We start from the raw sequence: 14,948 nt of genomic DNA, 5'->3' as shown, positions 1-14,948 counted from the left end.
TCACCGTCTCCCGGGGTCTTCGATGACCGACGGCTCCACCGCGGTTCCGCCGGACGACGTGATGATCCGGCTGGAGCAAGTCAGCAAGCACTATCCCGGCCAGTCCGCGCCCGCGGTTTCCGAGCTGTCGCTGGACATCCGTGACGGCGAGATCGCCGTGCTGCTCGGTCCTTCCGGCTGCGGCAAGACCACCACTCTCCGCCTGATCAACCGGTTGATCGAGCCGAGCGCGGGCAGGATCTTCCTCAACGGCGAGGACGTCACCAGGGCTGACCCCGACCAGCTGCGTCGACGCATCGGTTATGTCATCCAGCAGGTCGGCCTGTTCCCCCACATGACGATTGCCGAAAACATCGGTCTCATACCGCGGACCCTCAGGTGGGACAAGAGCCGCGTCCGGGCCCGCGTCGATGAGCTGCTCGACCTGGTCGGCCTTGAGCCCAGGACGTACCGTGGCCGCTACCCCAAACAGCTTTCGGGCGGCGAGCAGCAACGCGTGGGAGTGGCCCGGGCGCTGGCCGCCGACCCACCCGCGATGCTGATGGACGAGCCCTTCGGAGCCATCGACCCGATCACCCGGGAACGGCTGCAGGACGAGTTTCTGAACCTGCAGGCCCAGATCCGCAAGACCATTGTGCTCGTCACCCATGACGTCGGTGAGGCGGTCAAACTCGGCGACCGCATTGCCGTGCTGGCCGAGCGGGCCAGCCTGGTTCAGTACGACACACCGTCGAAAATATTGGCCGAACCAGCCGACGGGTTTGTCAGGTCGTTCATCGGAACCGGTGCCGCGATACGCCGGTTACGCCTCGAACCGGTCGGCTCCATCGCGCTCGAACCCGTCGAGGTGGTCCATGCCCGTACCGGTGCCGCCCCCGCTGAGCGGGGGCCCGATTCCGGGCGTGCTGTGCTGGTGGACGACACCGGGGGAGTGCTGCGTTGGCTGCATCCCACCGACCATCGCGCAACCCGGACGGCCGGGAACGACCTCCCCATCCCCATCCCCATCCCCGTTCCCCCCATCCCCATCGCCGTCGTACGGACCGACCAGAGCCTGCACGACGCGCTGGACGCGATGCTGCACGCCCGCGATGACAGCGCGGTCGTCATCGACGAACAGGGACATCCCGTTGGCGCGCTCTCCTGGTCATCCGTTGTGCGGCAGTCTCCCGCCCGAGGTGCGCGGCCGGGGCCGCCCGCGGAACCAGCCCGCCTGTCAGAGGGGCGGCGATGAGCGCGATCACCACGCTCGCGGATCAGGAACCGCCCGAAACACCATGGGCACCGCGGGAATCCGCCGGCCGAACAACCTTTCGCCGGCTGCTCGGCGTGCTGGCCACACCGGCAGTGCTCATCGCGGCGTGCGTGGCGCTGTTGGCCTATCTGCACGCCCAGAACCTCGACGACATCGAGCGGCGATCGATCAGCCCGCAACTCATCACCCAGCGGCTGATCGAGCACATCGAACTGGTCGCCGGGTCCACCGCGCTGGTCATCGTGCTGGCGATACCCCTCGGTGTGCTGCTCACGCGACCACGGTTACGCCGGTTCGTCGCCCCGCTGCTCGCCCTGGCCAACATCGGCCAGGCCATTCCCTCCATGGGGGTGCTGGTACTGCTTGCGGTCACTGTCGGTATCGGGTTCCAAAAGGCGGTGATCGCGCTCGTACTCGTGTCGGCCCTGCCGGTGCTGCGTAACACCATGGTCGGCCTGCAGGGCGTTGACCGCTCGCTCATCGACGCCGGCCGGGGTATGGGGCTGACCAGAACCGCCGTGCTGTTCCGGGTGGAACTCCCGCTGGCCGTCCCCGTGATTCTGGCCAGCGTCCGGATCGCGGTGATCCTCAACGTGGGCAGCGCGACGCTGGCCGCGTTCACCAACGCCGGTGGCCTGGGCGATTTCATCAACACCGGCATCGCGCTCAACCGGACCCCGGTCCTGCTCACCGGCAGCGTCCTGACCGCCGTGCTCGCGCTGACCAGCGACTGGCTTGTCGGCCTCGCCGAACGTTACCTGCGTCCCCGTGGCCTTTAGACCGTGGCTTTGGACCGTGGCCTTGTGAGCGTGGCTGAGAAGTCCTGGCCGCGGCTCGTTGCGAACATCTCCTCCCGTGCACCTTCATAAACCCATCTGCATAAACACATCTGCCCCAAGGAGAAGCATCATGCGCCCACTGCCGGGTCACCGCCCGCGCCGCACCCGCATCGTCCTTGCCGTGGTCCTCACCGCTGTGACCGCGGGGTGTTTCAGCTCCAGCGGCGGTGCCGCCAAGGAAGGCAGCCTCGCGCGGGGCGTCTCGCTGAAGGGCGCCACCTTCACCGTCGGGTCCAAGGAGTTCACCGAGCAGCTCGTCCTCTGCCACCTCACCAGCCTCGCCCTGCGCTCAGCCGGCGCGACGGTTCAGGAGAAGTGCGGGCTGCAGGGCAGTAACAGCACCCGCACCGCGCTGACATCGGGCAGCATCGACATGTACTGGGAATACACCGGGACCGCCTGGGTCAACTATCTTAAGCACACCGACCCGATCAACGACTCGGCTCAGCTGTACCAGGCCGTCGCACAGGAGGACCTGGCACAAAATCACGTCACCTGGCTCACCGCGGCACCGGCTGACAACACCTACGCCATTGTGGTGAAGACCAGCACCGCCAAAGAGCTCAGCGTCAGCTCGCTCTCCGACTACTCCCGGCTCGTACGGACCGACCCGGCAAAAGCGTCCATGTGCGTAGCCAGCGAGTTCGCCGGCCGTAACGACGGACTGCCCGGCCTGCAGAAGGCGTACGACTTCACCGTGCCCAAGGACGGTCTCGCCACCATCGCTGAGGGCGCCATCTACAGTGCGGTGGCCAAGAACAATCCCTGCAACTTCGGGGAGGCCGCCACCACCGACGGGCGTATCAGCGGGCTCGGCCTGAGTGTCCTGAATGACGACAAGCATTTCTTCCCCGTCTATAACCCCGCGCTCACCGTCCGTGAATCCGTCTACAAGGACCACCCCGACCTCGCGAAGATCATCAATGCAATCGCGCCTGCCCTGACCGACGGGCTTCTCCAAGAGCTCAACGGCGACGTCGACATCAAGGGCCAGGATCCCACCCAGGTTGCCCGGACCTGGCTCCAGAGCAAGGGCTTCATCGGCACCTGAGCGACACCTGAGCGGAAGCCGAGCACACACTGCCAGCCTGCCGCCCGTGCTCCGCGGGCGGCAGGAAGGGCTCGTTTGTGAATACGTGCTGAGGGCGGTATCGGCGCGCCGCCGGCCGCCCACAGCGGTTACGTATCCACTGCCCGGCCGTTGGTGCGGCGCGCCTGGCTACGATGTCGTCGTGTCCACGATGCCAACCAGCGGCGCTGGCCCGTTCGATTTCACGACCGCCTTCCAGGCTCTTGTCGACAACGTCGAACTGGTGGTGCGGGGAAAGACCGAGGCGGTTTCGCTGGCGCTGACCTGTCTGTTCGCCGGTGGGCATCTGCTCATCGAGGACGTTCCGGGGCTGGGCAAGACGTCGTTGGCCCGGTGCGTCGCGGCATCGTTGGACGCGTCCTGTCACCGCATCCAGTTCACCCCGGATCTGCTGCCGTCCGACGTCACCGGGGTGACCGTCTACCGCCAGGGAACCGGCGAGTTCGCGTTCCATCCCGGGCCGGTGTTCGCCCATGTGGTGGTGGCCGATGAGGTGAACCGGGCGTCGCCCAAGACGCAGTCGGCGTTGCTGGAGGTTATGGAGGAGGGGCGGGTCACTGTTGACGGCCAGCCCCATGCGGTGCCGCTGCCGTTTTTCGTCGTCGCCACCCAGAACCCGGTCGACATGGACGGCACGTATGCGTTGCCCGAGGCGCAGCTGGACCGTTTTCTCATGCGAGTACGGATGGGTTATCCGGATCGTCAGTCCGAAGTGGCGATTCTGCGTAATCGCCGGTCGGGTATGCGGGTGGAGGACCTGAGCCCGGTGCTGTCCACCGACGAGGTGCTGGCGCTGGTCGCCGCGAGTGCGCGTACCCACGTCGCGGACACCGTGCACGAGTATGTGGTTGACGTGGTCTCGGCAACCCGCACGCTGTCACAGCTGCGGCTGGGCGCCAGCCCGCGCGGCAGCATCGCCCTGCTGCGTGCGTCCCAGGTCCGGGCCGCCGCGGCGGGACGCACGTTTGTCACACCGGACGATGTCAAAACGCTCGCCGCACCCGTGCTCGCGCATCGGCTGCTGGTGGCGCCAGACGCGGAACTGCGTGGTTACACCGCCGAGGACGCTGTCCGCGAGGTGCTCGAGTCCATACCGGTGCCTCGGTCGCTGGCTGGAGTGTGACCGGTATGCCCACTCGCCGATCCCGGCCGGTGGCAGGTGCCGCCCCGTCGGCGGTACGCGGTCCGGCGTGGCGCGCGCTTCGCGCGGTTACCACCACCGGATGGGCAGTGGCCTGCGCCGCGGTCGTGCTGGGGGCTGCCGCGGGTGTGCTGCGGTTTGCCGAACTGTCAATGCTCGCGGTGGGATGTGTCGTCGTGCTGGCGGCGGCGGTGGTCACGGTCGCCTACCGTCCGCGATTAGGCGCGGAGATCGAGGTCGTTCCCGGCCGGGTCCGTCGCGGTGAGGCGGCTGTCGCGAGTGTGACGATCAGGAACCTCGCGGAGCGGTCCAGCGGTGCCCTGCGGGTCCGCGTGCCGCACGGGGAGGAGGCGACCGAAACACACCTGCGTTCCCTGCGGGGATCGACGCGGCGCACGATCGCGCTGCCGTTACCGACCGCGCGCCGTGGGGTGCTGCGGGTCGGCCCGGTGCAGGTCGGCAGAACTGACCCGTTCGGCTTGCTGTCGCGCTCCCAACAGGTCGGGGAACCGGCCGTGGTGCGCGTCCACCCGGTTGTGTATCCGCTGACGCCGCTGGTGTCCGCTCGGTCGAGCAGCCCTGACGGGTTGTCGGTCGACAGCCGGACCGAAGGCGGCGTCACCTTCCATGCGCTCCGCGAATATGTGCCCGGTGACGATCTCCGGCATGTGCACTGGCGCTCCAGCGCACGGGCGGGCACCCTGCTGGTGCGGCGGTATGTCGATCCGAGCGAGCCGGTCACGACGGTCCTGCTGGACACGCGGGCGTACGCATACCCGTCCGGAGCGTCCGGTGAGGCCGGGTTCGACGCGGCGGTGGACGTTGCCGCCTCGGTTCTGCTTGCCTCGGCCCGGCTGCGTTTCCCGGTCCGGCTGCACACCACCGGGCATGTTCGGGTCGCGGGTCGTGGCGGGCGCGGCGACGGCCAGATCGTCCTCGACGTGCTTGCCGGCGTCGAATGGGACGCCGCGATGCCGGCGGCTGGCAGATCCCGGCCCAGTACCAGCGGATCCGGCAGGGGGGACCGGGACCCCGGCGACGCCAGCACCCGCCCGGATGACGCGCTGGCCGCGGCTGTCCGGGGGCTTGGCCGTGGCGGGATCGGCACGCTCACGCTTGTCACCGGTGGGATGGACATCGGGCAGGTGGCTGTGGTCGCCTCGGCTGCCAGCTGGTTCGAGCATGTGATCGCGGTTCGGGTCGGTGCTGCCGGTGCCGCTGCCGGCACTGGAGCCGGAGCTGGGCCGGTGCCATGGTCGGTCACCACGGGCGGCGAACGACTGCGTGTCCTGGATCTCGCCGATGCCGCCGCGCTGGTGCCGGCGTGGCCGGCGACTCCCACCGGGAGGGTACGGTGACGGCGCTCTGGTCCCGGGCCGGGAGCTTTGCCGTGGTCACGGTGATGGCCGGGCTTGCCGGCGGATCGTTTCATCGGGCGTTCGGCTGGGGCCCGCTCACCGGCCCGGTCGCGCTGGCGGCGGTCGTGCCTGTGATCGCCGTGGCACTGCTCGCGGGGACGCCCCGCCGTCGCCGGGTGCCGTTGTCTTTGTCGCTGCCGGCGTCGCTGCTGGCCTGGGCCGCGCTGTGGCTGGGCGTCGTCGCGGTGACGCTGTTCCGGCACGGTTCGCCGACGGTTCCCGGTGTGCTGCCCGCGGTCGGCGACGGTCTGCTCAACGGCTGGGCCCGGCTGCTGGCGGTGACCCTGCCGGCGCCGGATTCGCCGGATCTGCTGGTGGTGCCGCAGGCGTTGACATGGCTTGCGGCTGGCGTCGGTGCGGAACTGGTGGCAAGGACGCGGACGGTGCTGCTCCCAGCCGTCCCGGCAGTCGTGGTCTTCGTGGCCGGGGTGACGCTGACGGTGTCCGCCCCGGGGTCGAACCTGCTGGTCGCGACCGCTCTGGTGGCGGCGTCTGGGCTGCTCATACTGTGCCGGCGCGCCGAGATCCGGTCGTTGACGACCGCCAGCGGCCGCGGTGGATCCGGATCGTCCGCGAGCCGAGCCGTCATCGGGGTGGTTGCGGCGGTAGCCGTCGCGGCGGCCTCCGTCCTGCTCGGTCCGCTCCTGTCACCGGCGCACGGCCGCGACCCGTACGACATACGCGCACACCGTGCGGTACCGCTGCACCCGATATCCACGGTAAACCCGTTGGACCAGGTCGCGGCCTGGCTCGGTGACCCGGGCCGGCTGTTGTTCGCCGTGCGCACGTCAGCGGCACAGGATGGGGCACAGAACGCGGCGCAAGCCGCGGCACAGAACATCCGGCTGGCCGTGCTCGACCGTTTCGACGGCCGGTCCTGGACGTCGTCAGCTCGTTTCCAACCGGCCGGACGCCAGGTCCCGGCGGTGGCCGGGGAGCTGCCGCGCAGCGGGGAGCTACGCCAGGACGTGGAGATCGACGGTTTGGACGGTGTCTGGCTGCCCGCCATGGACCGCCCGGTCCGGCTTGACGGCGTGGGCCTGGCCGTCGACGTCGACAGCGGCGTTCTGCTCAGCGCCGTGCCGGTGCGTCCCGGTCGCCGGTACACGGTGGTGTCCGCACCGCAGACCATCCCTGACGCAACTGCCCTTGCTGTGTCGCAGCCGGCTACCGATGCTGACGCCGACGCCGCCCGCTACCTGCCGCCTGGCCTACCCGACTCGGTGCGTGAGGCTGCCCGGCGGGGGTCCGTTGGGAGGATCGCCCCATTCCAACAGGCGTTCGGGCTGGAACAGTATCTCCGCGGCACCTTCAGCTATGACTCGCTTGCGCCGGCTGGTCACACCTACGGACACCTCAACTACTTTCTGACCAGGAGCCAGCGGGGCACCTCCGAACAGTTCGCGACCGTGTTCGCGGTCGCCGCCCGGGTGCTGGGCCTGCCCAGCCGGGTCGTGGTCGGGTTCGCCTTTCCCGGTGGGCCGCGGACAGCGGACGTCCACACCGGAGACGTCCTGGTCTGGCCGGAGATCGACTTCGCGGGTGTGGGCTGGCTGCCGTTCTATCCGACGCCGCAGGAGTCGCGGCGTGGCGGCACTGAGGTCGCCTCCTCGGCATCGGGGGAGTCCAGCGAGCGGGCGCGGCGGGCCGAGGCCGCGGCGGCCGTGCCCGTGCAGTACCCGGCAGCGCCACCATCCGCTCCGCCGGTGGTTCGTCACACTTCGTTGCGGGTGTACGTGGGGGTGATCTCCGGTGCTGTCGTGCTCGCCTGTGCCCTCGGCTACCTGGCGGCCGCCGCGGGGTCGCCGGTGGCGCGCCGTCGGCGGGGACGGCGCGCGCGTATCCCCCGGACGCGCGTGGTCGGTGCCTGGCACAGCACACACGACGCCTTGGCGGGCGCCGGCATAGCGATCCCGGCCGCGGCCACCCCGGCTGAGACGGCCGGGATCGCCGCGGCCGGGATCGGCGCCAGTGGCCGAGCGTCGTTGGCGTCCTTGGCGGATCTCGTCACCACGGCGCTGTTCGCCGCGAACGGCATCGGCCCCGCTGAGGCCGACAAGGCCTGGCTGCACGAGAAACAGGTGCGCGCACAGCTGCGGCGGGTCGTGCCGCTGCACCGGCGCATGGCCGGGCGGCTCGCCCCCAGCCAGGTCATCCGGGGGAGGAGATACCGATGATCCCCGGTTACCGGTCCTTCACCGTGATTGCGCACGGTGGGTTCAGCACCGTCTACTCTGCCTATCAGGACCATCTTGACCGCACGGTGGCTATTAAGGTGATTAACGCCGATCTTCGGGACTCCGCCGCGGAACGGCGGTTCACCCGGGAATGCCGGGTAACCGGACGTCTCACCGGTCACCCGCATATCATCACGATTTTCCAGGCTGGCTCGACGGAGGACCGGCATCCGTTCATCGCCATGCAGTATCTCCCGCGGGGCTCGGTCGCCGACCGGATCCAGCGCAGCGGCCCGATGCGGGCACACGAAGCCCTTCACATCGGTGCGAAAATCGCCGAGGCCATGCACGCCGCGCACGAGGCCAGAATCATCCACCGGGATGTCAAGCCCGGCAACATACTGCTCACCGACACCGATGAACCGGTGCTCAGCGATTTCGGCATCGCGAGTCTGGCGGGCTCGGAAACATCCATGAGCCAGGATGCGTTCACGCCGTCCTATACGGCCCCGGAAGTCCTCCAGGGAGAGGAACAGTCGGTCGCAACCGACATCTACGCGCTGGGCGCGACCCTGTTCGCCATGCTGGCGGGCTCGCCGCCGTTCGGATACCGGCCGGGCGACAGCCCGGCCACCATTGTGCTGCGCGTCCTGACTCAGGACGTTCCCGCGTTGCCTCGTGAGCGCGTGCCCGAATCCGTGGAGAACCTGCTGCGGACGGCGCTCGCACGCGATCCGGCGCAGCGCCCACAGACCGCCGACGCCTTCGCCGCGGACCTCCGTCACCTCAACGAACGCCTCGGCCACACCGTCCCGCGGATAGCGCCGGAACCACTCGGCATGCCTGATAACGCCGTAGACGCGGTTGGCGCACCCAGCCCGTTTGTGGACGCCAGGCAGAGCAGCGAAGCTGTGGCCGTCCCCGACGCCGTTGCTGAAGTTGTTCCCAACGTGCTCACGCATCCGGACCCGCCGCCACAACCCGCACCGGCCGCGCTTGAAGATCATGCGCTAGCGGGCGCTGCCGTGGATTCCGATACCGACCGCCGCATGGGCGGCGCGATGCAGGAGATCACCCTGCTCCGGGAAGGCAGACCGGCCCGGCCGAGCCCGGGCACCGCGGCATCGGGCCGGGCCGGTAGGTCGAAGCCACGGCGGGTTCTGGTGGTGATCGGGGCCGCTGCGGCGATCATCCTGTCACTGGTGGTGATAGCAGTCCTCGCTCCGCGCCGGCCCAGCCCGGCGCGCTCTTTGCCAACCTCCGTCAGGACGGCCTCCCCCACGCCATCCCTGGTCACGCCCGCGCCGGTCACCTCCGCCGACTTGCAGGCTGCGCGCCCGACTGGTCTACGCGCTGATGACGCTGGAGCGACGGTCACGCTGACCTGGCAGAACGGCTCACGGAACAGCAATCTGGTGATGCAGACCGCGACCGCTCCTGGCCTGGGCTCGGCGCAGTCGTTGCCAGCCGGCGCGACCGTCAACCAGATCTCCGATCTCGATCCCGCGCAGGGCTACTGCTTCCGAGTCGGTCCTGTGCTGGGCATCGATCCCGCCACGCACCGCCTGATCGTGGCCTGGTCGGACTTCGCCTGTATCCGCGGCGCCACACCGCCCCCGTCCTGAGTCATGGTTCTATCGCGAAATTCGCGTCAGCAAACGCGGACGTTGAAGTCGGTGTTGTGATAGGGCGGGCCCTGGCCAGGGACGTCGCCATTCCGGAAGTTGTTCGCGACACCATAGTACTGGCCGTTCCAGGGGCTGCTGGCAATCCTGTACCACCAGCCGTCCGGATTGGCTGACTGGATTAGGGGCTCATATACACGGCACTGCACCTCAACGTAGGCGCCCACCGCGATGCGCGGGCCTTGACCGGAAGCGTTGTGCGGGTTGCTGAATGTTGGAGAGCCAGTGCTGCCGGTTTGTTCGCGGTACGTGGTGGGAGCTGGCGGCGGGGGCGGAGAGGAAGCAGGCGGCTGGGAGGAAGCGGGCGGTTGAACGGGAGTGGGCGGCTGGGACGAAGCGGATGGTTGAACGGGAGTGGGTGACGGGGAGACAGCGGGCGGGGCAGCCGGAGTCGGCTGTCCACCGGCAGGCGGGGCCGTACGGCTCGGGCTGGGGGCTGGTCCGACGATTGGGGTTGGTACCTGGGGCGGGACGGCTGTCGACGGCTGGGAGCGCGGGGCCTGGCGGGGAGCCAGGATCACGGGCGCGGGCTGCGGCTGGGGTGGGGCGGCTGTCGACGGCTGGGAGCGCGGGGCCTCGTGGGGCGGTGTGATCGTCTGCGTGGGCAGTGGCCGAGGTGGGGCGCTGGCGGCGCTGCCGGCGACGTCGGGGGCGTGTTTTTCGATCCGGTGGGCCGAGCCGTCCGGCCGGACCAGGACCGCCTGGGAGTCACGCTCGTCATTTGCCCAGACCATCCCGTCCTTGACGAAGACGGTGAGCTTCGCCGGCCCAGGGGTGACGGGGATCGGCGAGCTGAACTGCCCCAGGTCGGCTGCATAGACCAGCAACCGTCCCTTGTCGTTGTCGGGTATGTACACTCGGTTTCCGGCTACCACGGGAGCGCCGAGCTTCCCGGATGGGTCCTGGGAGCCGAGATCGACCACGCGGACAGCACCGGCGCCCGGGTCGGCCAGCAACATCGTGGTCGTCCCGTCGACAATGACGGGGGCGAGATGGCCGTCGACGGACGGCGCCACGAGTAGTTGACGCCCTTGCCCGGCTGGGTCCGGCAGCCGCAGCGCCGGGGCGGGGCGGCCGTCGCGCACGGGTACCAGCGCTGGGGTGGTCGCGTCGACCGCGACCGGCAGCCCGTCTACTATGATCAGTGACAGTCGGTAGCCTGGCCGGGCGACCGTGACCGCTGTTCCCGCTGTGCCGCGGCGGACCGGGACAAGCTGCCCTTTCTCAGGTAAGGCCACCCACAGCGTGCCGTCAGCCGTCAGCCCGGCACCACCGATCGCTGAACCAAAGGAGAGCGGCGCGCCCAGCGGGTCCAGCGTTTTCGGGTCGATCCGCTGGACCTGCCCGGCGACGTGTGCGTCGATGACATATGCCTGGTCCGCGCCCGCGACAACGGTGGTGCCGGTTCCGAAGCCCCGCTGCTCGGCGGCGGCCAGCCCGACCGGGTCGATCCGGCTGGTCACACCGGTGTCGGTGTCGGTGACCAGGACGTTGGGCCCATCCTGGGTGACCGTGAGGTGATGTTCCCTGCCGCCGTTGATGGTCACGCTGGCGTCGGCTCGCCCGGATGGCCCGTTCACATGCGAGATGATCCCCTGGCTGCTGCTGACCAGCCATGCGCCGACGTCCCCCAGCCGCACGACGGCGGAACCCGCGCTCTGCCCCAGCACGATGACCGCCGATCCGCTGGCGAGCAGGAGCGCCAGCGGGACCGCGACCGCTCCGCGTGCCCGTGACCTGGCGAGCCGTGACTCCGCGAACCGTGACAGCAACCGTCGACGGGTTGACCGCTCGCTGCGAGTTCGCCTCATCGCCGTCCTTTCCGGGCGTGACCGACGTGCACTCGACGTCAGTATATGGCCACTTTCCGGCCAATCCGTTATATGCCTGTATGATCATCGGTAATGCGGGCGAGGTAGTGTGCCAGAAATATGGTTCCGCCCGCCGTCTCGTTCAGCTCGATGCGCCACCGGGCCTCGATGCGCCACCGGGCTAAGAAGGCCCGGCAACAGGGGACGCGGCATCGCGGGGCCGGGGCACGCGCCTCGCGATCCATCCACCCGGACGCCGCTGCCTGATCGAACGCCCTGCTGCCGGTCGCTCCAAGTTTTTCGTAGATCATGAAGCTGCGGCTGCCGGACCGGAGCGCGGGCGTGAGGAGCGGTCCCAACGCACCTCGCGGGGCGTATGTCGGCGATGAGCGAGAGAATGCGGCGCTTCACGGAAGTCCCACGTGCGTCCCACGCGCCCTCGCGACGCCGGCCGCGGGCCGGGGAAGCCGGCCGCGGGCCAGGGAAACGGAGAGGAGAGGTCGTGCGAGGCCGGAACTGCTTCGCCAGGTTCGACGACCTGCGGGCCGGCGTTGCCTGGGAGTTCTCGCGGCCCGCCTGCCGTCTGGCGGCGGTCCGGCCCGACGACGTCGCCCCGCTGCTGGCCGAGGTCGAGGCCGCGACCGCCGGGGGCTGGTGGGCCTGCGGCTTTGTTGCTTACGAGGCGGCGCTGGACCGGCGCCTCGCCGTCCACCCGCCCGCTCACGGCCTGCCGCTGGCCTGGTTCGGCGTGTGTGCCCCGCCCCGTCTCGTCCCGGCCGTCCGCGAGCCGGACCCGGCTGCCTACCGGGTCGGCGAGTGGTGGCTGGCCTGGGACTCCGAGACCCACCGGGCCCGCGTCGAGGCCGTCCGCCGGCACATCGCCGCGGGCGAGACCTACCAGGTCAACCTGACCACCCACCTGACCGCGGAGACCCTCGGTGACCCGTTCGCCCTCTACACCGACCTCGCGCTCGGCCAGCGCGGCGCCTTCAACGCCTACCTCGACATCGGTATGTTCGTTGTCGCCAGCGCCAGCCCGGAGCTGTTCTTCGAGACCCGGGGCCGGCAGGTGCGGATGCGGCCGATGAAGGGCACCGCGCGCCGGGGCGATACCCCGGCCGAGGACGCGGCGATCGCCGCGGCCCTGCGCGCCAGCGAGAAGGAACGCGCCGAGAACATCATGATTGTTGACCTGGTGCGCAACGACCTCGCCCGAGTCGCGGTCACCGGCAGCGTACGGGTGACCTCCCTGCTGCGCGCGGAGCGGTACGCGACGGTGCACCAGCTGACCTCGGAGGTGTGCGCGCGCCTGCGCCCAGGCATCGGCCTGTCTGAGGTGTTCCGCGCGCTGTTCCCGTGCGGCTCGGTCACCGGTGCGCCCAAGCCGCGCACCATGGAGATCATCCGGGATGTGGAGGATGGTCCGCGGGGCGTTTACTGTGGCGCCATCGGCATGGTTGCGCCTGCCGATGCCCCTTTCCAGGCTCGTTTCAGTGTCCCGATCCGTACTGTTCTGCTCGACCGTGCCACGGGCGTCGCTGCCTATGGCGTTGGCGGTGGCATTACCTGGGGCTCCGATCCCGCCGCTGAGTACGCGGAGCTGGCCGCCAAGACGGAGGTTTTCACCCGCCTCGTCCGCCTGGACCGTTCCCGGTGCTGTTGACGCGGATAATCATTGGGTATCCGCGTGACCTCGCTGGACATGTCCCGCTGCCACCGCCGGGTCAGGACGATACGTCCGCATGGTGCGGTGGCTGGCCGGCCAGGCGGACGCGGCTTTCGCTGGGGATGCGGAGCGCGATGACGGCCAGATCGTCGTGGCCGTCGCTGGGGTGTTCGTCGGCCAGCGCGTGGCACAGCGTGGGTAACGGCTGGTCGGCGTAGGTCGCGGCCAGCGCGGCGAGCGCGGCCAGACCATGGTCGATCGGATGGGAACGGTGTTCGACGAGCCCGTCGGTGAACAGAATCAGGGTGGCGCCTGGCGGTAACGCGAGAGTGCGGTCGTGGCGAGGCAGGCCGACGTCGACCCCCAGCGGTACGTCGGGCTCGGTCTGCAGGTAGCGGCTGCCGCCGTCGGGGGTGAGCAGCAGCGGTGGGAGATGGCCGGCGCTGCTCCAGGACAGTTTCCACCTCCCGCCCATCGGCTCGATGCGCGCGAGGCAGATGGTGGTCACCGGATTTTCCTCGATCGCTTCCAGCGTGTGGTCGAGCTGGGTGAGCACGGCGCTTGGTGGGCCGCATTTGTCGTACAGCAGGGCGCGCAGCATGTTGCGGGTCTGGGCCATGGCGGCCGCGGCGACAAGGTCATGGCCGACGACGTCGCCGACGACGGCCCCGACCGCTCCGTCGGGCAGCAGCAGGGCGTCGTACCAGTCCCCACCGACATGCCCTGTTCGCGAGCCTCGTTGCGTCGATGCCTTGTAGACCTCGGCGACGGACAACGGAGCCAGGTTGGGCAGGCGGGGCAGGAGCAGGCGCTGAAACTGTTCGGCACCGGTGCGGACCTGGTCGAACAGGCGGGCGTTCTCCACCGCGACAGCGGCGGCACCTGCCAGCGCCACGACGACAGCCTCGTCCTCCTTGTCGAAAGGCCGCCCATCCGATCGGTCGCAAAGATAGATGTTTCCGTATATTCGGCCACGCACACCGATGCCGACGCCTAACATGGTGCGCATTGGTGGATGACCCGGTGGGAATCCTACCGAATCCGGGTGCGTGGGAATATCGTCCACGCGGATCGAGGTCGGCTGCCGAATCAGGTGGCCCAGCAGCCCATGGCCGTGTGGTTGCTCGATTCCCGCCAGGGCGTGGTACTCCTGCTGGCTCAGACCGATCGGGATGAACTCCGCCAGGCCTTTGCCCCGCTCGTCCAGCACGCCCAGGGCGCCGTAGCGGGCGTCGGCGAGTTTCATGGCGGTGCTGACGATCTGCCGCAGCACAACTGGCAGGTCCAGTTCCCGGCTGATGAGCAGAACAGCGTCCAGCAGCGCCCGCACGCGCTCGTTGGCGCGACGCAGCTGCGCGATCCGGGCGGGGATCGGCTCGACGGTCTCAGCGGCGTGGGCCTCTGTCTGGGTGCCCCACACCGGGTGGCCGCAGGCTTCGCCGTACTGGCTCACAAGGTCCCCTCCAACGTCGAGCCGGGCGCCCCCGTGCCCTGTCGCATGGGGCCGGCTGCCGCAGGTCCGTGCGGTTGGATAGCCCTTTACAAGCGTGCCCGGCCGGGTGGGCGCAGACGCGGGGGACGGGTCTGCGAATGACCGATCGGGTGGACGTCGAACGAAGTGAACGAAACAGCAATCGACATTATGCATGGCTGTCGCTCAGCGTTCACTGTCCGGTTTCGTCCGGTGGCCAGCTCGACGAGCGGCTGGAAGAACATCCGCGGGCCGCCCCGGTCGAACAGCTTCCGGCGGCAGCCACTCGGTCAGGCGCGCCAGGGCGGCCAGCGGGACAATGCTCGCTTGTCGTGCCTGGAAAGGCCGATACAGCGGATGGCGGCAGATCATCGTCAGGTGACGAGGGGCGCGGT

Annotated in this window: 10 protein-coding genes; 8 read left to right on the top strand and 2 right to left on the bottom strand. The window is 69.4% G+C overall.

Going from position 1 to position 14,948, the window contains the following annotated elements; genetic code table 11:
* The first annotated feature begins 22 nt into the window (after window positions 1–22).
* The 7 genes from MJ797_RS19910 to MJ797_RS19880 all read left to right on the top strand — a co-directional run bounded on the left by MJ797_RS19910 (window position 23) and on the right by MJ797_RS19880 (window position 9,545).
* Entirely contained in the window at window positions 23–1,234 is a 1,212-nt protein-coding gene (locus MJ797_RS19910) for an ATP-binding cassette domain-containing protein (RefSeq protein ID WP_239337976.1), read from the top strand.
* On the top strand, window positions 1,231–2,034 hold the full coding sequence (locus tag MJ797_RS19905) for an ABC transporter permease (protein ID WP_239337966.1): 804 nt from the start codon (window positions 1,231–1,233) through the stop codon (window positions 2,032–2,034). Before MJ797_RS19910 ends, MJ797_RS19905 begins: the two co-directional genes overlap by 4 nt.
* 130 nt (window positions 2,035–2,164) lie before the next feature.
* Window positions 2,165–3,145, top strand: coding sequence for a glycine betaine ABC transporter substrate-binding protein (locus MJ797_RS19900; RefSeq protein ID WP_239337964.1), 981 nt, complete (start codon window positions 2,165–2,167; stop codon window positions 3,143–3,145).
* Window positions 3,146–3,335: 190 nt separating this feature from the next.
* Complete coding sequence (locus tag MJ797_RS19895) at window positions 3,336–4,307, top strand: MoxR family ATPase (RefSeq protein ID WP_239337968.1); 972 nt, start codon at window positions 3,336–3,338, stop codon at window positions 4,305–4,307.
* 5 nt (window positions 4,308–4,312) lie between these two features.
* Window positions 4,313–5,683 carry a DUF58 domain-containing protein gene (locus tag MJ797_RS19890; protein WP_239337962.1) on the top strand — a complete coding sequence of 457 codons (1,371 nt, stop codon included), beginning with the start codon at window positions 4,313–4,315 and terminating at the stop codon, window positions 5,681–5,683.
* A complete protein-coding gene (locus MJ797_RS19885; RefSeq protein WP_239337947.1) occupies window positions 5,680–7,920 on the top strand; it encodes a transglutaminase domain-containing protein in 2,241 nt (746 codons plus the stop codon). Before MJ797_RS19890 ends, MJ797_RS19885 begins: the two co-directional genes overlap by 4 nt.
* Window positions 7,917–9,545 (top strand): serine/threonine-protein kinase, encoded by a 1,629-nt coding sequence (locus MJ797_RS19880; RefSeq protein ID WP_239337944.1) that lies wholly within the window; start codon window positions 7,917–7,919, stop codon window positions 9,543–9,545. The genes MJ797_RS19885 and MJ797_RS19880 overlap by 4 nt, the downstream gene beginning before the upstream one ends.
* A 26-nt stretch (window positions 9,546–9,571) precedes the next feature.
* Here MJ797_RS19880 and MJ797_RS19875 read toward each other — a convergent pair whose 3' ends face one another.
* Window positions 9,572–11,416, bottom strand: a complete 1,845-nt coding sequence (locus tag MJ797_RS19875) for a hypothetical protein (RefSeq protein WP_239337935.1) — start codon at window positions 11,414–11,416, stop codon at window positions 9,572–9,574.
* A gap of 502 nt (window positions 11,417–11,918) precedes the next feature.
* Between MJ797_RS19875 and pabB the strand changes: the two genes are divergently transcribed.
* Window positions 11,919–13,079, top strand: a complete 1,161-nt coding sequence (gene pabB, locus MJ797_RS19870) for an aminodeoxychorismate synthase component I (protein WP_239337933.1) — start codon at window positions 11,919–11,921, stop codon at window positions 13,077–13,079.
* Window positions 13,080–13,140: 61 nt separating this feature from the next.
* Here the strand turns inward: pabB and MJ797_RS19865 are convergent, their stop codons facing one another.
* Window positions 13,141–14,730 (bottom strand): GAF domain-containing SpoIIE family protein phosphatase, encoded by a 1,590-nt coding sequence (locus MJ797_RS19865; RefSeq protein WP_374582633.1) that lies wholly within the window; start codon window positions 14,728–14,730, stop codon window positions 13,141–13,143.
* Between the last annotated feature and the right edge of the window lie 218 nt (window positions 14,731–14,948).

Origin of the sequence: Protofrankia sp. CiP3, from assembly GCF_917627345.1 — a bacterium.
Taxonomy (GTDB): domain Bacteria; phylum Actinomycetota; class Actinomycetes; order Frankiales; family Frankiaceae; genus Protofrankia.
This window is presented reverse-complemented; position numbering and strand designations above follow the sequence as displayed.

What these genes read in the sequence shown, in the direction of transcription:
- MJ797_RS19905 (WP_239337966.1), top strand. Translation starts at nt 1,231, where the DNA reads ATGAGCGCGATCACCACGCTCGCGGATCAGGAACCGCCCGAAACACCA.
- MJ797_RS19875 (WP_239337935.1), bottom strand. Translation starts at nt 11,416, where the DNA reads ATGAGGCGAACTCGCAGCGAGCGGTCAACCCGTCGACGGTTGCTGTCA.
- MJ797_RS19895 (WP_239337968.1), top strand. Translation starts at nt 3,336, where the DNA reads ATGCCAACCAGCGGCGCTGGCCCGTTCGATTTCACGACCGCCTTCCAG.
- MJ797_RS19865 (WP_374582633.1), bottom strand. Translation starts at nt 14,730, where the DNA reads ATGCATAATGTCGATTGCTGTTTCGTTCACTTCGTTCGACGTCCACCC.
- MJ797_RS19900 (WP_239337964.1), top strand. Translation starts at nt 2,165, where the DNA reads ATGCGCCCACTGCCGGGTCACCGCCCGCGCCGCACCCGCATCGTCCTT.
- MJ797_RS19910 (WP_239337976.1), top strand. Translation starts at nt 23, where the DNA reads ATGACCGACGGCTCCACCGCGGTTCCGCCGGACGACGTGATGATCCGG.
- MJ797_RS19880 (WP_239337944.1), top strand. Translation starts at nt 7,917, where the DNA reads ATGATCCCCGGTTACCGGTCCTTCACCGTGATTGCGCACGGTGGGTTC.
- MJ797_RS19890 (WP_239337962.1), top strand. Translation starts at nt 4,313, where the DNA reads ATGCCCACTCGCCGATCCCGGCCGGTGGCAGGTGCCGCCCCGTCGGCG.